Genomic DNA, 22,328 nt, shown 5'->3' on the forward strand with positions numbered 1-22,328 from the left:
AAGGAAACGGAATCGTTACTTAGCCGATAGAAATAATATTGTTGGAACAGATAGAGTTCTAACCTTAAATCAACAGTTCCACTTACTGCATTAGCTTTAGAAACGGAATAGAGGGAATCTAATGTTTATATTAAGTACGGTAAGTTATTTGAGCCTAAGCCAGAGAGTATTAAGGGCATAACCCACTAACGATTTAAGCCGCTCAAAGGGAACATCAAAAAGACTTTTAATGAGAATATATGGAATCGACCTGTCCAAAGATAAATTTGACGTAAGCTATGTTCTTGCAGGTGAAGAGAAAAAGAGGTTTGTCAGAAATGACTTTAAAGGTATCTGCAACTTTTTGAAACAAGTGGAAGATAGTTGCATCCTGGTAGCTGAACATACTGGAAGCTATGGTGACCTGTTGGTTCATCTCTGTTACCAGTTCCAAATTAAAATAGCATTGGTCCCTGGCTACAACATAAAGCACAGCTTGGGATTGCAACGGGGAAAGAGCGATTCAAAAGACGCATACCGTATCAGGAAATATGGTGAGAGGTTTGTGGAAGAATTACGCTTTATGGAACCAAGGTCGGAATCGGTCAAAGAACTTAAGGAACTTTACAGTTTGCGGGAACAGTTGTCAAAGAGCAGGACATCACTTTTGTTGGGACAGAAAACAAGAAAGCTCAGTCCTTCCCAGAGCATTGTGGCCCATAGAGGCTATCAGAGAGCGATAGCCAATCTGGAAAATGAAATTGATGCCATCGAAAAGGAAATTGAAAAAATCGTTCAGAACGATTCCGATTTAAATGATAACTACAAGCTTATTACCAGTATCAAAGGTATTGGTCCGGTAATAGCAAACAATCTGATCATCAAAACGGAAAATTTCAAACGTATCAATACAGCCAAAAAGGCTGCTGCCTTTGCCGGGGTATGCCCGTATCCCAATTCGTCCGGGAAAATGTCTATGAAGTCCAAGACCAGCCATATGGCCGACAAAAAGCTGAAATCTCTGTTGTTCCTTGCCGCCAAGACAGCCGTGACACACAATAAAGAGTATAGTCTATATGCAGAACGAAAAAAACTGGAGGGAAAACCCTATTTCTTGATAATGAACAATGTATCCAATAAAATGCTCAGAACTGTCTATGGTGTAATCCAGAGTCGAAAACCATATGATATGAACCATATTTGTAATGACCCAAGACAATTGAATTGAAATACTCAGGATTTTATTTGGTTTTTAATAGAGTATATAAGGAGTGAGGTACGAACGGTTTATGCCGTAGTCTTTTGATGGGAACATTTTTGAAGGGCGAACTTGCGGTCAAATAAGGGATAGGTATACTTTGGGGTTGCCCAATACTTTGCAAACAAGAATTTCCCAAATTGGTTTTTGGGTGTTCGACCCACCTAAAAACCAACCATGAACCCATAAAAAAAGCCCATCGTGATGGATGGGCTTCGATGGTGTGTTTTGGCATTCACATATTGAATACGAAATCATAACTGTAGAGATTTCGCATTGCCTCTTCTTCCAAGAGGGTATCATAGTCCTTATCATGCGTTTCTGCAAATTGGAGCAATTCGGTCCCGGAACGGCTTTCCACATCTTCTTTGGATACGGAAAGCAAACGTTCCTGGGTCTCGCTATCAAGGTTGGTAAAGTTCAAATAGACCATTATTCAAAACTTTGATAGTTCATTGCTCACAGATCATATAGGCTTGGATCGAACCCATCGGGGTAATACCTTGGGTCATATTGTTCTTCCAACCATTTTTCAAATTCCATCATTTCTGTATTCGCTGTATTCGCTTCCATGACCATTGGATTAAAGAATTCCATTATCAGCAAAACTGTAATACCTACCATCAGGCGCAAGGATGATATGGTCCAAAACCTTGACATCAAAAAGCTGTGCCGCCTCTTTGATCTTTTGGGTCAATTGTTTATCCTGATAACTGGCCTTGAGTTGTCCAGAAGGATGGTTATGGGCGAGGATGATCCCCACGGAAAGGGTCTTTAGGGTAATGGCAAAAAGGATGCGCAGATCTACCAAGGTACCTGTGATGCCCCCATGGGATAGTGGATAAATGCCCTTTACCTTGTTGGACTGGTTGAGCAGCACGATCTTAAAGGTCTCGTGCAGGCCTATGGTCTTGTTGTCCCAATTTTGGAACAATAGATTCGCCACCTCATTGGAGTTCGTCACGGACAGGGATTTCAGCGTGCTGAGTTTTTCCCGATAACTGATCTGTATTTCATTGACACGGTGTTCCATTTCAAATGTGTTAAGGATGAAAAAGAAAGGAATGCCCAAAGACTGGACACCCCCTATCCATTTTACTCGGTGGTATTGTTATCACCACCGCCCAAAAGCAGGATCTCACTGGCCACCACTTCGGTCACATATTTTTTATTGCCCTCTTTGTCCTCATAGGATCGGGAGGTCAATTTCCCTTCGATGGCAACTTCCTTGCCCTTGGTCACGAAGCCTTCGATGATGTCCGCCAATTTCCCCCATGCGATGATGGTGTGCCATTCGGTATTGGTCACCCGTTCCCCTTCGGAGTTTTTGTAATGTTCGTTGGTGGCCATGGTGAACCGTGCCACACGTTTGCCTTTGTCAAGGTCAGTAATGGTGGGGTCTTGCCCCACGTTTCCGATCAACTGCACTTTGTTTCTCAATGTACTCATGATAAAAAGTTTTAAAGGCCTGCTATCTTCCAGTATGGATAAATCAGCAAACAGGGTTAAAAATTTCCCCTCTATTTTTTTGGTCATTGTTTCCCAAATTTTAAGGGGCGTTTGTTTGCTTCTTACGTGCGTAGCACAATAAAAGAAGGGGGTTCTGTCAAGGCTTTTGGACAGAAATCGGGAGGCTCCGCGACGTAGCAAAACCTTTAGGTTTTCAAGGAAGTGGAAACCCTATTTGTGGACAAAACCTGTCTTGGCCTTGACAGGTTCGATAAGGGCCTTAGGAATTCCTTCAGACCCATTGGCAAGGGAGCGTACGGGAAGTTAAGCGAGTGCAGGCAATGGTGTCCTGATAGGAAGTCCTTGGGCACTGCCCTGTTTTTCGATGCCCCGAAAAACAACGAGGGCTTCTTTTATTATGGACCCCTTAAAATTTGTTGGGCGGACGGACGGATTTGCGGCCTTTCCCGGCAAAGCCCCAAGAAGGGTTTGCTAAGGAAGGGCGCACCAAAGATCCGTTTGGACGGCTTCCGTTTTGACCAAATGAAGTTTCATCAAACATTACGACAATAAGGGAACAAACGTATTGGAGTTACCCTACGACCGGATTATTTATCATCCTCAGTGATAAGCATTTCGTAATTGTTCGGATACGGTTTTTTATGCCCGGAAGCTTTCATATTGTCTCATAAGTCCTGTCGCCGTTTCTCGAAGAATCAGACCCCTAACCTTCCTGAAGTCCCCTCCAATACACGGACAGTTGTTTGGGTGACACAACCTGCGAAGCCTCTCATGTACAATTTTATTGAAGGTCTTGGCGAACCATGGGGCTGCCAACAACGGCTGAAATATAAGTTAGCCCAAAAAATGGTTCCTCTTTGAAACTAAGTGTTCCACTTCATCCGCTGAAGTCGAACAGCATTCAATATTGCCAATAAGGCAACCCCCACATCAGCAAAAACTGCTTCCCACATCGTGGCTAGGCCTCCCGCTCCAAGGATGAGCACAAATGCCTTCACGCCAAAAGCGAGCCCAATATTTTGCCAAACTATCTTTCGGGTGGAGCGTCCTATTTTAATGGCTCGTGCCATCTTGCTCGGTTGGTCGGTCTGAATGATGACATCTGCTGTTTCAATGGCCACATCACTACCCAAGCCTCCCATGGCAATGCCCACATCGCTGATGGCCAGAACGGGCGCATCATTAATGCCATCGCCCATAAAGGCCACTTTGGTGTCTGATTGTTTTTTGAGTTCTTCGACTTCGCCGAGCTTATCTTCTGGCAACAGGCCGCCCTTTGCCCAATCAAAGTTCAACTTTTTCGAGACTTGTTGCGTTATGGAATCTTTGTCACCCGAAAGCATTATGATTTTCGAAATCCCGGCATCCCTGATTTGTTGGATGGCTTGATGGGCATCTTCCTTGAGTTCATCTGCAATGGTAACATAGCCTGCAAATTTTTCATCAATGGCCAACATTACAATAGAATCTACAATATCATCGGTTTCTGAAGGTACATCAATGTTGTTTGAGGCCATTAGGGCTTTATTGCCCACCAGCACTGTTTTCCCATTGACCGTTCCCCTTAATCCCTTTCCTGCAACTTCCGATACATCGGTTGCCTTTATATCCGTGCCTTCGCCTTTGTATTCCAAAATTGCTTTTGCTATGGGATGGGTAGATTGTTCCTCCATGGCCATCAGGTATTTCATAAACTTGGCTTCCTCAAATTGCGCGGTCTTGATCTCCTTGATTTTAAAAACCCCTTTGGTAACGGTTCCCGTTTTGTCCATCACTACCGTGTTCACTTTGGTGATTGCTTCCAAAAAAGATGCACCTTTGAAAAGAATCCCATTTCGGGATGCCGCTCCCAGACCACCAAAATAGCCGAGCGGAATGGAAATGACCAAGGCACAGGGACAGGAAACCACTAGGAATATTAATGCGCGATAGAGCCAATCCCTAAATACATAGTCATTTAGAAAAAAGTAGGGCAAGAACGTTAATCCAATGGCAAGGAAAACCACAATGGGCGTATAAATTCTTGCAAATCTTCTAATGAACAGTTCTGTCTTTGATTTTCTGGCTGTAGCGTTTTGTACCATATCCAAGATTCGAGTGATGGAACTGTCCTTGAATTCTTTGGAGGTTTCTACATCGATAACACCCTCGAGATTAATACTTCCGGCATAGACTTTTTCGTCTCTATTTATCGTATCGGGCTTACTTTCGCCAGTAATTGCCGCCGTATTGAGGGAAGCTCTTTCGGATAAGAGAATGCCGTCCAAGGGGATTTTCTCACCCACACGTACTTGTATCCTTTCGCCAATCTCGACGGTTTGGGGATTTACGGTAACGAAATTCCCGTTACGAAGCACCAAAGCTTCGTCCGGTCGCGCATCCAAAAGGGCCTTAATATTTCCCTTTGCCCGATTGACTGCTGCATTTTGGAACAGTTCGCCCACGGCGTAAAACAACATTACGGCCACGCCCTCTGGGTATTCGCCTATGGCAAAGGCTCCTAGAGTGGCAAGGGACATCAGGAAAAATTCAGTAAAGAAATCACCATGCTTTATACTGTTCCAACCTTCTTTGATGACAGGAAAACCAACAGGCAAATAGGCAAGGGTGTACCATGCGATCCTTATCCAGCCCTTGAAAAACGGAAAAGCATCAAAATAGTCCACTGCTATGCCGATGATAAGCATTACAAAACTGAAAATGGCCGGTAAATAGGTCTTGAATTTAGATACACCTTCAGGACCGTCATGGCTATGGCCACTTTCGTGTCCGTGTTCGCCCTGGCGTTCCTTTGAACCAAGATCACGTAGTTTTACTTTTTTCTTTTTCATAGACGGTAAGGTCGTTATTTGTTTCATGCAACGGAAGTGCAATTATTGCCCGCTGCATTTGTCGCAGATTCCCTTAATGACCAAATTGGCATTTTCTGCCACATACCCATCAGGTAGATTGATATGGGGAATCTTATGCTCAGTGAGACAGACCGTTTCATCACAGTTATCGCAATGAAAGTGCAAGTGCAGATCTTGTTCCATTTCACAATTGCAACCTGGTTCGCACAGGGCATACTTTGAAATATTGGTGCCATCATCTATTTGGTGCACAATGCGTTTTTCCTCAAAGGTCTTCAGGGTCCGGTACAATGTGGTTCTGTCCGCTTTTGAGAAAGCGTTCTCCATATCGGTCAGGGCAATGGCCACTTCCTTTTCAGCCAAATATTTATAGATCAAAATACGCATCGCCGTTGGGCGTACACCTTTGTTTTCCAATGTTTTTTCAATTTCTGTCATCATATTGTAATTTTATCAATGGCTATGTCCCGCATCCCCTTTTTTCATTTGGGCCATTAAATAGTAGGCATTGTTGTATGCAAATGTAGTATTTGGCCCAACGGAATCTACAAAATCGATGGCGACCCAATCCCCGTCATTTGGGCCTGTGTTAATTTCGACAGGTTTGAAGCTCCAGTCATTGCCTTCACGCTCCGCTTTAAAAATATACTTCTTTCCCTCGTTCGAACTTATTGCACTTTCAGGCACCGCAACGGTCTCGGATTTTTGGATTTCAATCCGTCCTTCAACATACATCCCTGGAATCAGCTGCCCTTCCTTGTTCTCGATTTCAGCATGGACGTGTATCGCTTTGGGATTTTGCTCGAAAGTTTTCCCTACGGAATAAATTTTCGCAGTAAGTTCCTTTCCGGGAATGGATTGTACATTGAAGGATACTTGCTGCCCTACCTTTACTTTGTACACATCCTTTTCAAACACCATTAAATCGGCATGGACGTGATGGGTGTCAACGATTTCAAATAGGTCGGTCTGCGGTTCTACATACTGTCCGGTCTTCACCGCTACGTTTTGGACAAATCCCTCAATGGGACTTCGCAATGCCACCCGTTGGTAAATCGTACCGTTTCTCACCCCGGACGCACCAATGTTCAATTGTTGCAACTGTGCTTCCAATCCCTTTGCCAGGCTTTGGGATGCCCGGTATTCCGCTTCGGCCTTTTGAAAGTTGGCCCCGCTGCCCACCCCGGCATCATACAGGGTTTTTTGTCTTTCAAATTCCTTTTTCAGAAACTGGCTGTTACTGTAGGCGTTCAGGTAATCGGTCTGTTTCTGGATGATATTGGGGTGGGACAAATAGGCGACCGTTTGTCCCTTTTTTACTTTGTCGCCTTCAATGACCTCTATGGACACCACATTGGCACCCACGACCGTCGTAATGGTCGCTTCATTCTGAGGTGGGACCTCCAGTTGGCCATTGGCTTCCACATACTGCTTCATAACACGTTGGGCGACGGTATCGATTCTCATGTTAAGATTCCGGCACTGCGCCTCCGTAAGCATGGCTTCTTTGGCTTCACTTTCTTTGTGCATTTCGTCCATTTCAGGTTTTTTTTGCTTTGCTTCTTCAGTATCGGCTTTGGAATTCCCACAGGAAGCAAGTACCAAGAGCATCGCCACAAGCCCAATAACGTTATATTTAAAAAGATTGTTCATTTGTCTATTGTTTAAAATATTGTAATTCAAATACTGATTCTAGATAGTTGTCAAGAGCGTCAAGTGCATCCATTTCCGTGTTTATGGCATCCCGAATAATCTGTGTGAACGCTGCATAGTCCACCGCACCCTCCGCGTAGGCCAACAATGCTCCCCTGCGCTGCTCTTGGGCAAGCGGCAAGGCCTTGTCCCTATAAAATTGCCACGATGCGCTCCATTTCTGATAGGCTTGCACCGCCTGCCGATATTCGGATTGCAGCTGGCGTTTGGTATAATCCGCATTGGTCTTTGCGATTTCACTTTCAATTTTGGCGGCCTTGGCTTGACTACGCTGTCCACCTGAAAACAAAGGAACCGAAATGCCGGCTTGATAGGTGTAGAACCCGCTATTGCCATTGACCTGTTGCAGTCCGCCCTGAAGGTTGAATTTAGGCAGCAGATCGGCACGTGCCGCATTGTAAGTCGCCTCGGCCTCCTCGATGCGCCTTTGTGAAAGTTCCAGCGCTGGGTGTTTTCCCAAATCCCCGTCCCATCCTAAAACCGTTACCGCACTTTCATCAAGTTTTTCTGGAACGGAATAGTAGATGTCCGAAACCAACCAAAGATTGAGCTTTTGCAGGGCGATGGCATAATCACTTTCGGCCTGTTGCAGTTGATTGTTGATTTGTAAGGCCTGATTTGTGGCCGATGAATATTCCAGCCGGGAAATGGCCTCTACCTTGAAGTTGAGTTCTATTGCTTTTTTAAACTGTGAATAAATGGAATCCAGTTCACGGTACAGTTCAAATTTCTGTCGTTGTCGATAGGCTTCTGACCAAGCCTTTTTGACCTCCTGTTCCACTTGCAGTTCGGAAAGGTCAAGAGCTGTCTCGGCCAAAGCGATGCGTTGTCTCTGCAAACGCCTTTTTGCACGGATGCCCAACAGGTCGATATTCTGTTGTCCAACCCCAACCAAGGTATAAATTCCTTGTCCGTCCGCAATTTCTTCGCCACCTGTGAAGACCTGGGTATTGCCAAGGTCGTAAGCCATACCTTTTAGGGCGGTTTGTTTTTGGACCTCCCATTGTTTCGCTTTCAACAGCGGGTAGTTTTTCTTGGAAACTTCCACCGCCTCTTCCAATGAAATAGCGGGCAGTGAATCTTTAGGCTGGATCTGCCGTGCATTTTCAAAACCTTCTTGCGCATGCATTTTGGCAGGCAGTGCGGTGGCGAACAAAAGAAGGACCATGACCACAGGGGTAACCCATTTCGGGTCGGGTTTACTCATCCGTTCCGAACGTCCCTCGACCCATTGGTAAAAGATGGGTAGGATAAAGAGGGTCAAGAGGGTCGAAGTTATCAAGCCACCAATGACCACGGTGGCCAAAGGTCGCTGTACCTCTGCCCCGGCCGAAGCCGAAACCGCCATGGGAAGAAACCCTAAAATATCCGTAAAGGCCGTGAGCATAATGGGACGAATCCGTCTTTTAGTGCCTTCTATAATTCTATCTTTAAGATTGGTCACGCCTTCTTCCTTCAGTTCATTGAGACCACTTATCATGACGAGTCCGTTCAGAACGGCCACACCAAACAACACGATAAAGCCGACCCCCGCGGAAATACTGAAAGGCATATCCCTTAACCACAGGGCGAACACACCGCCAATGGTGGCCATCGGGATCGCTAGGTAGATCATCAAGGTCTGTGGAAAGGACTTTAGCGCAAAATAAATCAATATGAAAATCAGGAACAAGGCAATAGGGACCACAGTTTGCAATCTATTGCTGGCACGTTCCAGATTTTCGAAAGCTCCACCATACCGAATGTAATATCCTGCGGGCAGGTCAAACTGTGCATCCAATTTTTCTTGGATATCCTCTACCACCGATTTTACGTCACGGTCGCGAATATTGATACCCACATAGGTCCGCCTATTGGTATTGTCACGGCTTATCTGCATCGGGCCGGGTTCATAACTTACCTCGGCAATTTCCCGTAATGGGATTTGCGAACCATTGGGCAGGTTGATGAACAAGTTCTGGATATCCTCGATGCTTTGTCGGTTTTCCTTTAGAAGTCTTACGACCAGGTCAAACCGTTTTTCACCCTCGAAGATTACGCCCGCCTTTCCTCCTGCAAAGGCGGACTGTACCACTTTATTGAGCTGTTCGATCTTTAGACCGTACTGTGCCAATTTATTGCGGTTGTAGTCAATGGTGATTTGTGGCAGGCCGTCCGTGGCCTCAACTTTCATATCCGCCACACCGGGAACGGTGGCAATGATTTCCCCCATTTCCTCGGCCTTGCTTGCCAATATGCCGAGGTCTTCCCCGAACAATTTAATGGCCACATCCTCACGAACACCCGTAAGTAGTTCGTTGAAGCGCATTTCGATAGGTTGGGTAAACTCAAAATTCACGCCGGGAACGATACTGATGGCCTCCTTCATTTTTTCCACGAGTTCATCCTTGCTTTCTGCAGATGTCCATTCATCAGTTGGTTTGAGGATAACGAAGACATCGGCAATATCCATGGGCATCGGGTCCGTTGGTACATCGGCGACACCGATACGGCTGAGAACGGTTTCAACTTCGGGAAATTCGGCCTTCACGATACGTTCAATAATTGTCGTGGTTTCGATGGTTTCCGACAGGGAACTGCCGGGTTTCAAGATCGCATGAAAGGCAATATCACCTTCGTCCAATTGCGGGATAAACTCACCGCCCATTCTCGTAAAGGCGAAAATGGCAATGGCAAAAAGACCAAGGGCAATGCTTACGACCACTTTGGCCTTGGAAAGTGATTTGGTCAACAACGGTTCATATTTCCGCTCAATCCAATGCACGAACCTATCGCCATAGGATTGTTTTTTGGATTTTGGCGGCCGTAGGAACAATGCCGAAACCATGGGTACATAGGTAAGACACAATAACATGGCCCCGATCATCGCGAAAATGAAGGTGAGGGCCATGGGCTGGAACATTTTCCCTTCGACACCCTCCAAGGCCAAAATGGGCAGGAACACGATCAGAATGATCAGCTGGCCAAAGAAAGCGGCGTTCATCATTTTTTTGGAGGCCTTGGCGGCGATGTCATCCCGTGTTTCTGCACTAACGCCATTCTTTTTGACCACATAGGAGTACATTAAAAAAACGGTGCCCTCTACGATGATCACCGCACCATCCACAATGATTCCAAAATCGATTGCCCCCAAGCTCATCAAGTTTGCCCATACGTCAAAAACATTCATCAGAATAAAGGCAAACAATAGGGATAAGGGTATGGTCGAAGCCACAATGAGTCCGCCACGCCAATTTCCCAACAACAAGACCAACACGAAGATCACGATAAGCCCACCTTCCAAAAGGTTCCCCGTTACCGTGCCTGTTGTCTCGGCGATCAATTCGCTGCGGTCCAGGAAAGGTTTGATGGACACTCCTTCAGGAAGGGACCGTTGTATCTGTTCCACACGTCGGGTCACGTTTTCGATCACCTCGTTGGAATTTGCCCCTTTGAGCATCAAGATCATTCCGCCCACGGCTTCGCCCTTTCCATCTTTGGTAAGCGCACCATAGCGTACCGCACTTCCCATGCTTACCTTACCTATATCCTTCACTTTGATGGGAATGCCATTAACGGCCTTGACCACCATATTTTCAATATCCGATATGGTCCTGGCCAGCCCTTCACCACGAATGAAGTTGGCTTGGTGGTTACGCTCGATGTAGGCCCCACCTGTATTCTGGTTGTTCTTTTCAAGGGCCGAGAACACTTCTGTAATGGTTATACCAATGGCGCGAAGTTCGTCCGGGTCAACCGCCACTTCGTATTGCTTTTTGTTTCCGCCAAAGGCGTTTACCTCCACCACGCCGGGCACCATGGCCATCTGTCTCCGTACAATCCAGTCCTGGATCGTACGCAGTTCGGTTGCCGAATATTCACCTTGATGTTCATCATCTACTTCAAGGGTATATTGATAGATTTCGCCCAATCCCGTTGAAATTGGCCCCATAACGGGTTTGCCAAAGCCAGAAGGGATCTGTTCCTGAACCTCGGGCAGTTTTTCGGCTACAAGTTGTCTGGGCAAATAAGTGCCCACCTCATCGTCAAATACAATGGTCACCACAGAAAGCCCAAAACGGGAAACAGAGCGGATTTCCTTGACATTGGGTAGGTTGCTCATCGCAACTTCCACGGGATAGGTTACAAATTGTTCTATATCCTCCGTTCCCAGGTTGGGTGATTGGGTAATGACCTGTACTTGATTATTGGTGATATCCGGTACGGCATCGATGGGAACTTGGGTCATGCTATAAACGCCCGCACCAATCAATGCGAGGGTCAGCAGACCTATAATAAATTTGTTATTGATTGAAAAATCAATGATTCTGTTGATCATGGACAAGGGTATTGATTCAGTTTATATTCTTACTGGGCGCATTGATGAAAAGCAACGCACGATATTGACGTAACCATGAAAAAGTCACGTCAAAACAGGATAGTTTTATCCTATAAAAACTGGATCATGCCCGAGGGGGCTGTAAAAGAGAAGGTGGAATATCCTTGCCGAGGTCATCAAAATGGGCAAAGAATTCGTCTGGGATTTCTGGCTGGTACGGTTCAAATGCGACAAGCCCAAAATCTATGGTGTGAACGTGGCAACAATGACATTGACAGAAAGGCGAGCAAAGTTCACAATCGTCACCTTGGTCGCCGTCAGAATCGACTACCGAAACAGTTTGGCAATCGTCAGAGGCATTCCCTGAATCACTACAAGGCACCACGTTGAGCGCCAAGAAGTATATTGTTAATATGATTGTCAAAAATTTCACGGGGCAAAGATAAAAAAATCCAAGTGCAACTCTATTGCAAAGAATGGTTCTTAAAAGGAACTCTTTTTGGACCAATAAAAAGTAGTTCCAAACTTCATTATTGGAGTTTTCCCCCTAAAATATCAGGTCATTACTAGAGTATGAAAAAAGTGACATCGGCAACGGCCTTATGCCGTCCCTTTCCCGAGAAATATTTTCCGGGTTTATCTTTGCGCAGTATTGATCGGAATACGTCCTTACTCGCTTTTATTTGGCCAATAGCGCTCCCGATCCCACTTGTCTCGGGTCAGGTTTCAAGGGTTGTTTGACGGTCGTAACCACCTCCAGACTGAAATGCCCGAACTCTTCGGTCACCGTTCCGTGGCATAAATAGATGCCCTTTCCATGAATGGGTGTGGATGCCATCGTTTGTGGAAAGTGTACACAGTCAAAAAAGTGCCCTTCCAGATCGAGCATGGTGGTAAAGCGCATGGTGTCCCCTTTGGATGTGGTGTTCAATCGGGTATGCACTAGGGAACCATAGATCCAGATCCTTTGGTTGACATAGGCCTCAAAATCACCGGCAGTCAGCCTACTCTTCACTTTGCCGTCCATAAGTTCATAATACCCGCATAGTGGAAAACCCAGAAGTTCCATTTGGTCGTAGGCATCCTCAATAGGATGGGAAGGTAAATTCGGCAATGTAAAATGCCTGTGGTTGGGTTTAAAGAGCAGTTTCTGGATAGTTTCCTTTCGATGGGCCTTGGTCTTGAACACGGCCTGCCAAAGCACTTGCTTCTTGGGCACGTCAAAGACACGAAAGGCATCGATACGCACCAAGATGGTCAACTGTTCGATGGCAATGGGGACACGGTCGATAAAATCATCAAAATCTCGGAATTTGCCATGGAGTTGCCTTTCGTTCAAAATGCGTTGGATGACCAAACGTTCCAAACTCCGAAGCTGCCCCAGCCCCAAATAGATGTGCTTCCCATAGATGACATTGACATGATCACTGCGGTTGATACAGGGCGGATGGATAATTCCTCCCCACATCTTAGCCTCATGGACATAGAGCTCTGTATCATAGAACCCTCCCCTATTGTTGAGCACGGCTACCATAAATTCCAGGGGAAAGTAGCATTTCAGATACAGGCTCTGGTAGCTTTCCACGGCATAGGAAGCGGAATGTCCCTTGGCAAAGGCATAACCCGCAAAACTCTCGATCTGTTCCCAGACCATTTGGGTCAAGGCAGCATCGTGCCCCCTTTGTTTGCAGTTTTCAAAAAACTTGAGTTTCACTGCTTGGAATTCCTCCCGGGAACGGAACTTTCCGCTCATCCCCCGTCGCAACACATCGGCCTCCCCTAGGTCGAGTCCTGCAAAGAGATGGGCCACCTTGAGCACATCCTCTTGATAGACCATGATCCCATGGGTCTCCGGCATGATCTCCAACAGGATGGGATTGGCCTCCTTGCGGCGTTCCGGTTCCCGCTCCCTGCGGATATATTCATCCTTCATCCCCGAGGAGGATACCCCTGGACGGATCACGGAGCTGGCCGCCACCAGTCCCAAGTAGTCATGGGTCCGTAGCTTTTTCATCAGCCCCCGCATGGCTGGGGATTCCACATAATAGGCCCCTATCGCCCTTCCTTGGCTCAACAGCCGATTGATATTGGCATCCTGTTTCATGGCCTCCACGCTCTTGATGTCCCAAAGCATGGCATCGGGTCGGTTGTCCTTGATCACCTCAACCGCCTCCTTGATCTTGGCCAATCCCCGTTGCCCAAGGATATCGAACTTGAACAGGCCTACATCCTCGGCAATGATCATATCGAACTGCACCGTCGGAAACCCTTTGGGCGGCAGGGTCGTGGCCGAATAGTAATGCTCGGAACGGTCCAGAATCAAGATCCCCGAGGAATGCACACTGATGTAATTGGGCATCCCATGGATATAGGTGGCGTATTTCAGCACCAATCGGGCCAGTTCGTCCAAGCTTCCTTGCTCATACCGACCTGCACTGAGCTTATCGATTTCCTCGGTGGGCAGACCGAACACCTTGCCCAGTTCCCGAACAGCGGCCCGGTATTTAAAGGTGTTGTAGGTTCCCAATAGGGCCACATGCTCGAAACGTTCAAAAATATAGGCCGTGACATCGTCCCGGTCCCAGGTGGAAAAATCAATGTCAAAATCCGGAGGGGAGGCCCTAAAGGGATTGATGAACCGTTCAAAATACAGGTCCAGTTCAATGGGATCCACATCGGTGATCCCAATTAGGTAGGCCACCAGACTGTTGGCCCCACTCCCCCTGCCCACATAGGGATACCCTTTGGACTTGGCATAGGAGACGATATCATGGTTGATCAAAAAATAGGACACGAAGTCCAGTTCCTGAATGGTACGCAGTTCCCGGAACATCCGCTCCTTGACCTTTTCCGTGGGATGGGCATAGCGTCGAGGCAGCCCATCCAATGCCAGTTCCCGCAACCGCTCCACATCCAAGGCCTTGGACGCCAAAAAACGGGACTGGTTCTGGGAAACCCGCTCACTTCCAAACCCAAAGGCAATGGTACAGGAGTCCATCAACCGCTGCGTATTCTCCCAGATATGCGGAAAATCAACCAAGGCTTTTTTTAGTTCCTCCATGGACCGAAGGGTATCAGAGGGTCTGGCCTCCTCGGACTGGGGAAGTTTACTCAACAGTGTGTTCAATCCTATGGCCCGAAGCAACCGATGGGTATTGAAATCCTTTTTGTTACGAAAGCTCACGGGCTGTAACAACACCAATCTATCGGTATAATCCCGGTACCGGGAGAACCGTAATTTCCGGAGCTCTTCGACGGATACCCCAATGTACTCATAAGCTCGGAAGTCTGTCCGTTCCTCCTCCTGGATCTTCTCGAAGGGATAGATGACATGGACATGTTCGAATATTGGAGCCACGGAGGGAATGGATGTTCCCTTATGCAAATGTTCGGATAGAAAGGCATTGATCTCCCGAAACCCTTCATTGTTTTGTGCCAGGCCCACAAACTCCTGTACGTTCCCGTTCCGAAAATCGATGCCCAGAATGGGACGTATTCCCTGCTCATGGGCCAGTCGCACAAAGTTCATCCCTGCCGAACTGTTGTTGATATCGGTCAGGGCCAAGGTTTCCACCCCATGGGAACAGGCCAACTCCAAGAGCTCCGTTTCGGAAAGCACCCCGTAGTTCAAGGAATAATAGGTATGGCAGTTCAAGTACATGCTATTGTTGTCTATGGGCCAATAAGATGGGTGGTTGTCCGTCAAAGGGGTTTCCGCCTCTTCCTATACTATGGGCCCCCATGGCCGAGGCCCGCATCAAACTGGATTCCCCAAATCGATTCCGTACACGATCCATGGCCTGATAGAGGTTGAGCAGTTTTTCGTCATCCGCGAACAGGTCGATCTGGTAATGCCCCCCTACGATATGACTGTAGTTGACACCCACGAGTCGGATGAGCATCCTTCGGTCATAAAGGGAGGTAAAGAGTTCCTTCACCAAGGGTACCAACACATGGTCCGCAGAAGTATAGGGAACCCGTTTCTGCTTGGTGTAGGTCTTGAAATCACTGTACCGGATCTTCACACTCACACAGCCCGTCATCTTATTGGCCCTTCGGAGTTGGTAGGCCAGGTTCTCGGCCATGGCGAACAAGGTGGTCTCCAGTTTGACCATATCGGTGGTATCCTTTCCATAGGTACGTTCCGTAGAAATGGACTTCCGTTCATGAAACGGGAGCAAGGGGGAATTGTCCAGCCCCTGGGCCCGCATCCAGATGGTCCGTCCATGCAACCCAAAGGCGCTTTCCAGCATCTCCAAGGGCAGTTGCTGTACGGTCTGTATGGTAGTCACCCCCATATTGGACAAAAGCCCATAGGTTTTCTCCCCCACGGAGGGCAGTTTACGAATGTGTAAAGGCGCCAGGAACTCTTTCTCCAGTCCAAGATCGATCTTCATCTGGTTGTTGGGCTTGGCCTCCCCGGTGGCCACTTTGGAGACCACCTTGTTCTGGGAGAGTCCAAAGGAAATAGGCAATCCCGTTTCCCTCAAGATCCGTTGTCGAATTTCCGAGGCGTATTTGTAACAGCCAAAGAAACGGTCCATCCCGGAAAGGTCGGCATAGAACTCGTCCACACTGGCCTTTTCAAAGACCGGGACACTCTCCTTGATAATCTCGGTCACATTGTCCGAGAACTTCATATAGGTCCCTGCATTGCCCTTAATCACAGTGGCCTCCGGACACAACCTCCGGGCCACTTTCATGGGCATCCCTGAATGCACCCCAAAACGCCGGGTCTCATAGCTACAGGCCGCGACCACCCCTCTGTCCCCCAACCCACCGACCAAGAGGGGCCGCTTCATCAGACGGCTGTCCAGTAGTCGTTCACAGGAGACGAAGAAGGTATCCAGATCGATATGGAGAATGGTGGGTTTCATAAAATGTTGGATTTATTCCTATAATTTGGAAAATATCCAAATGTACGGAAAGGAACAACCCGTTTCAAAACTTTAACAATTTTGCCTATCTTAATACGGCATAATTCAACCTCAACATGTGTTACTCGACCAGACAGACCCGGGAACGGAAGGAGCTGGAAAAACTCCTTTCTGTCAAGGCCATGTACGGTGACCTGGACACCGACCTGGAACTCATTTATTTCCACGCCAACGGCTGGAGCCATCCTGTGATGTGGACTTTGGGCCAGGAAGAGCCCTACAATATGCTCCCTGCGATGTGGGGCATCATGCCCCCAAAGGAAAAGCAGGAAAATTACACGGAGTATTTCAAGAACCCAAAAACCTTTGGGGGACTGAATGCCAAATCCGAAAAGCTCTTTGACCACTTCGTGTACCGGTACTGTTGGGAGCACCAACGCTGTATCATTCCCGTGGACGGATTCTTCGAACCACACAATACGAAAGTGAAAGTCAAGGGAAAGGATTTTAAAGTTCCGTTTTATTTCCATAGAAAGAACGGCGACCCCATATACCTAGCGGGCATCTATACCAACACGGCCGATGGACGGAGGACCTTTGCCGTACTCACCAAGGACGCCACCCCCATGTTCGAGGAAATCCACAATGAAAAGAAAAGGCGACCCGTCATCATTGATGATGAAAACTTGGATGCTTGGTTACATAACGGCAACAATAAATCAGATGTTCAAGATCTTATCGATGACGATCTATGGGAAGGTGATCTGGAAGCCTATCCCGTCACCAAGGACCTCTATAGTAGAAGTGTGGATTCCAACTATCCGGGCATCATTGAAAAAGTGGACTACGAAGAGGTGTCCATACCCTATTGACCTTTCCTTTTGACCATGTTCATGGGTACGGACAGGGAATATCCCCCATTAAGGGTTCGCTAGCCCCGGAAGTGCAAGATCTTCAACGGTCAACCCAGACAGATGTACTTATATTTCATGAAAAATATATAAAAATCATCGTTTTTCACGCCAAGTAATTGTTTTTCATGGTATATTTGTCATTATATTTCACGTCATCATATGAAAAATAATGATTTTTCACAGAAAATAACGGTTTTTCATGGCCGCACCTTACCTGAGGAAGGTTTCTTGGTAGGTCAGTCCCTTTTGATTGCCACAATGGAGAATCAATTTGATGTAGCGGTTCCCCTGCCTGATATATTGGCCATGGCAACGGAGAAGCACCAACGCTACGATACGGACCAATGGCAAGTGTTCACCATAAGGCACAAACCCAAGGACGACCTGAAAAGCCATTTGGTCTTTGCCCTTAAATACGAGCCCTTGGACCTATATCTCCTCAAAAGGTTTTTCGAGTTGACCGGGGATGCCATCATACACCAAATGTTGGAAGAGGAGCCCACGGGGCAATACACTAGAAGGGCGTGGTTTCTATACGAATGGCTGACCGGAATAACCCTTGACGTACCGAACCTGAACAAGGGCACTTATGTAACGGTGGTGGACCCCAACCTACAATATACGGCCGAGCCCGAGAATTCCACACGGCATCGCGTCAAGAACAACCTGCCCGGGGTCCCGGGGTACTGCCCGATGATCCGACGGACGGCAAAACTGGATGGGTATATTGCCAAGGACCTATCTGAAACCATCGAAAAGGGATTGGGCAAACGGGACAAGGATCTTATTCGAAGGACCGCTGCTTTTTTATTGTTGAAGGACTCGAAGGCATCCTTTGCCATAGAAGGGGAACATCCCCCGAGCATGCGGGCAAGGAATTGGGGAAAAGCCATAGGCCAATCGGGCAAGTCCCCTTTGGGCATACAGGAGATCGAACGGTTACAGCATATTGTCATCGGCAACAAAAAACTGAGGCATATGGGCATCAGGACCGGGGAAGGCTTTATTGGGGAGCACGATAGGGAGACCCTCTCCCCCTTGCCCGACCACATCTCTGCCAAGGCCAAGGACCTTCCTCTTTTGATGCAAGGGTTGTTCGGCACGAACGAGCTGTTGCAGAAGTCTCGGTACAATCCTGTATTGGCCGCGGCCACCATCGCATTTGGCTTTGTTTTTATCCATCCCCTATCCGATGGCAACGGGAGGATACATCGCTATATCATCCACCATTTGCTTACCCGGATGGGGTATACCAAGAGAGGTATGATATTCCCCATATCCTCTGCCATTCTGGAACGGATTGATGAATATCAGGATATTCTGGAGCATTTTTCCTCGCCAAGGGTCGATTTGATCGAATGGGAGGAAACACAAGACCATAACATCGATATCCTGAACGAAACCATTGATCTATACCGGTACTTTGATTTGACCAAACAAGCGGAATTCCTGTATACCTGTGTGGAAGAGACCATTGAAAGGATCATACCGGAAGAATTGGACTATTTGGAAAAATACGATCGGATGACAAACCTTATCAATGCCCGTGTGACCTTACCGGATACCAAAGTCGATCTTTTGATCAAGTTTCTGAACCAGAATGAAGGTATATTGTCCAAAAAAAGAAGGGAAAAGGAATTTGCGGAATTGACAGATGCTGAAATCCAGGAAATTGAAGATTCATTCCAAAGTATTTTCCAAGGTTGATGGGTAACCTGACCCAGTTTGGGTTCCCTAACTATTCAAATCCCTATCTGTGGTAGGACACCGGCATGGTTCGACCAAAATAAAAAGGGTTCGCTTTCCCGAACCCTTCTTTTGTACCATTTGGAAGCCCTATCCCTCCAATATTTTGGCCTGCCGTTCTAAACTGGCCACCCTTTCCTTGATCCGTTCCTCCCGTTTTTGACGCTTTTCAGTATAGGATTTTTCGATTCCCAAAATCTTCTCCTTGTAAAAGGATTGCATTGCCACATAAAAGGATCGGTTGGTCAAATCATTGGAGTGGTTGCTTTCCCCAAGGTGTACCTGTCGGGTCAACAGGAACCGGAGCAGTTTATACAAGGTCTCCTTTTTGAAACCCTGTTTGAACCGGGCCACCCGTTCCCCATCGGATAACTTGGAATCCTCGCCGAAGAATTCCCCAAAATGTTCCCTTTGGCTATAATACCCGATGTTGTTCTCGAACAGGGAAATGGCAATGGCCACCATTTCATCCGTGGACAAAGGCTTTTTCAGGTTGATATAATCGGTCTCACGTATCATGTCCACGACTTCCTTGAACTGGTTGTTGTTCTCGATCTGTTTTTTCCGCAATTCCCGTGTATTGATCTTGATGATCTGCTCCTCCGGGGTACACTCGGACATTTTGCGTTGCTCCAAGGCCTTGGTACCTGAACTTCCACTATGGGTTTCTTCCCTGACCTTCACAAATACCGGCCGGGTCAAATAGGTGTCCGTTTCCAGCAGGATACCCTTTTCAAATCCAAGGTCCACGGCCTTGTCCCATGCCTCCTTTTCCTCCGTGAAGGATTCCAGGGCCTCTTTCAGGAATTCACCCAACTCTTCCTCGGTATATTCATAGTGTCGGTGCTCCTCCCTAATGTGATTCATGGTAGGTTCTATGGGCTCCTTTAAAATGTCCAGCCCATTGGTCAAATGCACCGCTAGGCCCTCCTTTTCCATTTGGGCCATGACCCATTGGTTGCGTTCCTCGTCCACCCGGTATTTGTTGATGTTGGGCACCAGTTTCAATCCTTCCTTTTTCACGCTTTTCAATAGCTGCATAAAGGTCTTGGTCTTTTTGTTCTCAAAACAGGAGGTCCGGGTACAGACCATCTTCCCATCACCGAACAAATTGCCCTGATTGGCAGCATTGAAGGGACAGGTATGGCAAGCCCCGGCTTTGGGAAGCAACGTCTTATCCGACAACCCAAAAGGGGCTTTGGACAGATCGAAGGTGCGGCTTTCGATCATCCGTTTGATCCGATGTTCCTGGAATTCGTCTTCTAGGCTTTCCAACAGCATCAGTTGTTCTCCGGGTTCAAAAAGGGCCACGGCCACCCCTAGGGAGAGGGTCATTTCCCCACTGCGGATAAAGGCCTTGAATCCCTCGATCAATCCTGCCAACTTGATGCGTTGCCGGATATAGTTCTCAGATCGGCCCAGACGTTTTGCAATCTCCCCGGGTTCGTAACGATCCAACAAAAATTGGATGGCCTCGGCCTCCTCCGTGGGTTCCACATCCTTGCGCTGTAGGTTCTCGATGATCTGGACCTCCAGAATCTCAGTGTCCCTATAGTCCCTTACCATGGCAGGGATAGTGGTCAATCCTGCCAATTTACTGGCACGATACCTTCGCTCACCCATGACGATGATAAAACCTTCGTCGGATTTTCGTACGGTGATCGGCTGCAGCACCCCATGTTCGGCAATGCTCTGTTCCAAATGATTGAGACTTTGCTCATCAAAGGTTTTTCGGGGTTGGTCTGGGTCCGGGAAAACCGAATCGATTCCCAACAACTGGATCTGTGGAACGTTTTCCACCTTCTCCACAGTTTTGGTTTGTTCCGACTTTGAACCTTGGTTGTTACCTGCTTTACGTGTCGCTCTCTTCTTTGTTTGTGCTTCCATGATCTTTGGATTTTGGTTAAACAATATTTGAGCGGAAACCAAGCGGAAGACAAATTTTTGGAGTGGCAAGGAAACGGAATCGTTACTTAGCCGATAGAAATAATATTGTTGGAACAGATAGAGTTCTAACCTTAAATCAACAGTTCCACTTACTGCATTAGCTTTAGAAACGGAATAGAGGGAATCTAATGTTTATATTAAGTACGGTAAGTTATTTGAGCCTAAGCCAGAGAGTATTAAGGGCATAACCCACTAACGATTTAAGCCGCTCAAAGGGAACATCAAAAAGACTTTTAATGAGAATATATGGAATCGACCTGTCCAAAGATAAATTTGACGTAAGCTATGTTCTTGCAGGTGAAGAGAAAAAGAGGTTTGTCAGAAATGACTTTAAAGGTATCTGCAACTTTTTGAAACAAGTGGAAGATAGTTGCATCCTGGTAGCTGAACATACTGGAAGCTATGGTGACCTGTTGGTTCATCTCTGTTACCAGTTCCAAATTAAAATAGCATTGGTCCCTGGCTACAACATAAAGCACAGCTTGGGATTGCAACGGGGAAAGAGCGATTCAAAAGACGCATACCGTATCAGGAAATATGGTGAGAGGTTTGTGGAAGAATTACGCTTTATGGAACCAAGGTCGGAATCGGTCAAAGAACTTAAGGAACTTTACAGTTTGCGGGAACAGTTGTCAAAGAGCAGGACATCACTTTTGTTGGGACAGAAAACAAGAAAGCTCAGTCCTTCCCAGAGCATTGTGGCCCATAGAGGCTATCAGAGAGCGATAGCCAATCTGGAAAATGAAATTGATGCCATCGAAAAGGAAATTGAAAAAATCGTTCAGAACGATTCCGATTTAAATGATAACTACAAGCTTATTACCAGTATCAAAGGTATTGGTCCGGTAATAGCAAACAATCTGATCATCAAAACGGAAAATTTCAAACGTATCAATACAGCCAAAAAGGCTGCTGCCTTTGCCGGGGTATGCCCGTATCCCAATTCGTCCGGGAAAATGTCTATGAAGTCCAAGACCAGCCATATGGCCGACAAAAAGCTGAAATCTCTGTTGTTCCTTGCCGCCAAGACAGCCGTGACACACAATAAAGAGTATAGTCTATATGCAGAACGAAAAAAACTGGAGGGAAAACCCTATTTCTTGATAATGAACAATGTATCCAATAAAATGCTCAGAACTGTCTATGGTGTAATCCAGAGTCGAAAACCATATGATATGAACCATATTTGTAATGACCCAAGACAATTGAATTGAAATACTCAGGATTTTATTTGGTTTTTAATAGAGTATATAA

The 22,328-nt window shown here is 46.8% G+C and carries 15 protein-coding genes; 4 read left to right on the plus strand and 11 right to left on the minus strand.

The window, feature by feature from the left end; translation table 11 throughout:
- Nucleotides 1-229: 229 nt before the first annotated feature.
- Nucleotides 230-1,207: a transposase gene (locus D2V93_RS06550; protein WP_119618839.1), complete on the plus strand. Its 978-nt coding sequence runs from the start codon at nt 230-232 to the stop codon at nt 1,205-1,207.
- Between the two features lie 265 nt (nt 1,208-1,472).
- On the opposite strand, the gene D2V93_RS06555 is transcribed toward D2V93_RS06550, so the two are convergent.
- The 10 genes from D2V93_RS06555 to dinB form a co-directional block, all read right to left on the minus strand.
- Nucleotides 1,473-1,670, minus strand: a complete 198-nt coding sequence (locus D2V93_RS06555; protein ID WP_090294768.1) for a hypothetical protein — start codon at nt 1,668-1,670, stop codon at nt 1,473-1,475.
- A 150-nt stretch (nt 1,671-1,820) separates the two neighbouring features.
- Nucleotides 1,821-2,270, minus strand: coding sequence for a JAB domain-containing protein (locus tag D2V93_RS06560; RefSeq protein ID WP_119618872.1), 450 nt, complete (start codon nt 2,268-2,270; stop codon nt 1,821-1,823).
- A 62-nt stretch (nt 2,271-2,332) separates the two neighbouring features.
- Nucleotides 2,333-2,686, minus strand: a complete 354-nt coding sequence (locus D2V93_RS06565) for a single-stranded DNA-binding protein (protein WP_036385938.1) — start codon at nt 2,684-2,686, stop codon at nt 2,333-2,335.
- 884 nt (nt 2,687-3,570) lie between these two features.
- Nucleotides 3,571-5,538 carry a heavy metal translocating P-type ATPase gene (locus tag D2V93_RS06575; RefSeq protein ID WP_119618873.1) on the minus strand — a complete coding sequence of 656 codons (1,968 nt, stop codon included), beginning with the start codon at nt 5,536-5,538 and terminating at the stop codon, nt 3,571-3,573.
- Nucleotides 5,539-5,580: 42 nt separating this feature from the next.
- Nucleotides 5,581-5,997 carry a Fur family transcriptional regulator gene (locus D2V93_RS06580; RefSeq protein WP_067036187.1) on the minus strand — a complete coding sequence of 139 codons (417 nt, stop codon included), beginning with the start codon at nt 5,995-5,997 and terminating at the stop codon, nt 5,581-5,583.
- Nucleotides 5,998-6,012: 15 nt separating this feature from the next.
- A complete protein-coding gene (locus D2V93_RS06585; protein ID WP_119618874.1) occupies nt 6,013-7,212 on the minus strand; it encodes an efflux RND transporter periplasmic adaptor subunit in 1,200 nt (399 codons plus the stop codon).
- A gap of 4 nt (nt 7,213-7,216) precedes the next feature.
- Nucleotides 7,217-11,590, minus strand: coding sequence for a CusA/CzcA family heavy metal efflux RND transporter (locus tag D2V93_RS06590; protein WP_119618875.1), 4,374 nt, complete (start codon nt 11,588-11,590; stop codon nt 7,217-7,219).
- A gap of 124 nt (nt 11,591-11,714) precedes the next feature.
- Nucleotides 11,715-12,023 (minus strand): DUF6660 family protein, encoded by a 309-nt coding sequence (locus tag D2V93_RS18950; RefSeq protein ID WP_081894468.1) that lies wholly within the window; start codon nt 12,021-12,023, stop codon nt 11,715-11,717.
- Nucleotides 12,024-12,269: 246 nt separating this feature from the next.
- Nucleotides 12,270-15,251: a DNA polymerase III subunit alpha gene (locus D2V93_RS06600; RefSeq protein WP_119618876.1), complete on the minus strand. Its 2,982-nt coding sequence runs from the start codon at nt 15,249-15,251 to the stop codon at nt 12,270-12,272.
- 1 nt (nt 15,252) lies between these two features.
- Nucleotides 15,253-16,467, minus strand: coding sequence for a DNA polymerase IV (dinB, locus tag D2V93_RS06605; protein WP_036379060.1), 1,215 nt, complete (start codon nt 16,465-16,467; stop codon nt 15,253-15,255).
- A 116-nt stretch (nt 16,468-16,583) separates the two neighbouring features.
- On the opposite strand from dinB, the gene D2V93_RS06610 reads away from it, so the two are divergent.
- Both D2V93_RS06610 and D2V93_RS06615 read left to right on the plus strand, forming a co-directional pair.
- Nucleotides 16,584-17,339 carry an SOS response-associated peptidase gene (locus tag D2V93_RS06610; RefSeq protein WP_036379062.1) on the plus strand — a complete coding sequence of 252 codons (756 nt, stop codon included), beginning with the start codon at nt 16,584-16,586 and terminating at the stop codon, nt 17,337-17,339.
- A gap of 201 nt (nt 17,340-17,540) precedes the next feature.
- Nucleotides 17,541-19,088, plus strand: a complete 1,548-nt coding sequence (locus tag D2V93_RS06615; RefSeq protein WP_036379063.1) for a Fic family protein — start codon at nt 17,541-17,543, stop codon at nt 19,086-19,088.
- Between the two features lie 129 nt (nt 19,089-19,217).
- Here D2V93_RS06615 and D2V93_RS06620 read toward each other — a convergent pair whose 3' ends face one another.
- On the minus strand, nt 19,218-21,014 hold the full coding sequence (locus D2V93_RS06620) for a ParB/RepB/Spo0J family partition protein (RefSeq protein WP_036385939.1): 1,797 nt from the start codon (nt 21,012-21,014) through the stop codon (nt 19,218-19,220).
- A gap of 296 nt (nt 21,015-21,310) precedes the next feature.
- Between D2V93_RS06620 and D2V93_RS06625 the strand changes: the two genes are divergently transcribed.
- Entirely contained in the window at nt 21,311-22,288 is a 978-nt protein-coding gene (locus tag D2V93_RS06625) for a transposase (protein WP_119618839.1), read from the plus strand.
- Nucleotides 22,289-22,328 lie beyond the last annotated feature (40 nt).

The organism is Flagellimonas taeanensis (genome assembly GCF_003584105.1).
Taxonomy (GTDB): domain Bacteria; phylum Bacteroidota; class Bacteroidia; order Flavobacteriales; family Flavobacteriaceae; genus Flagellimonas; species Flagellimonas taeanensis.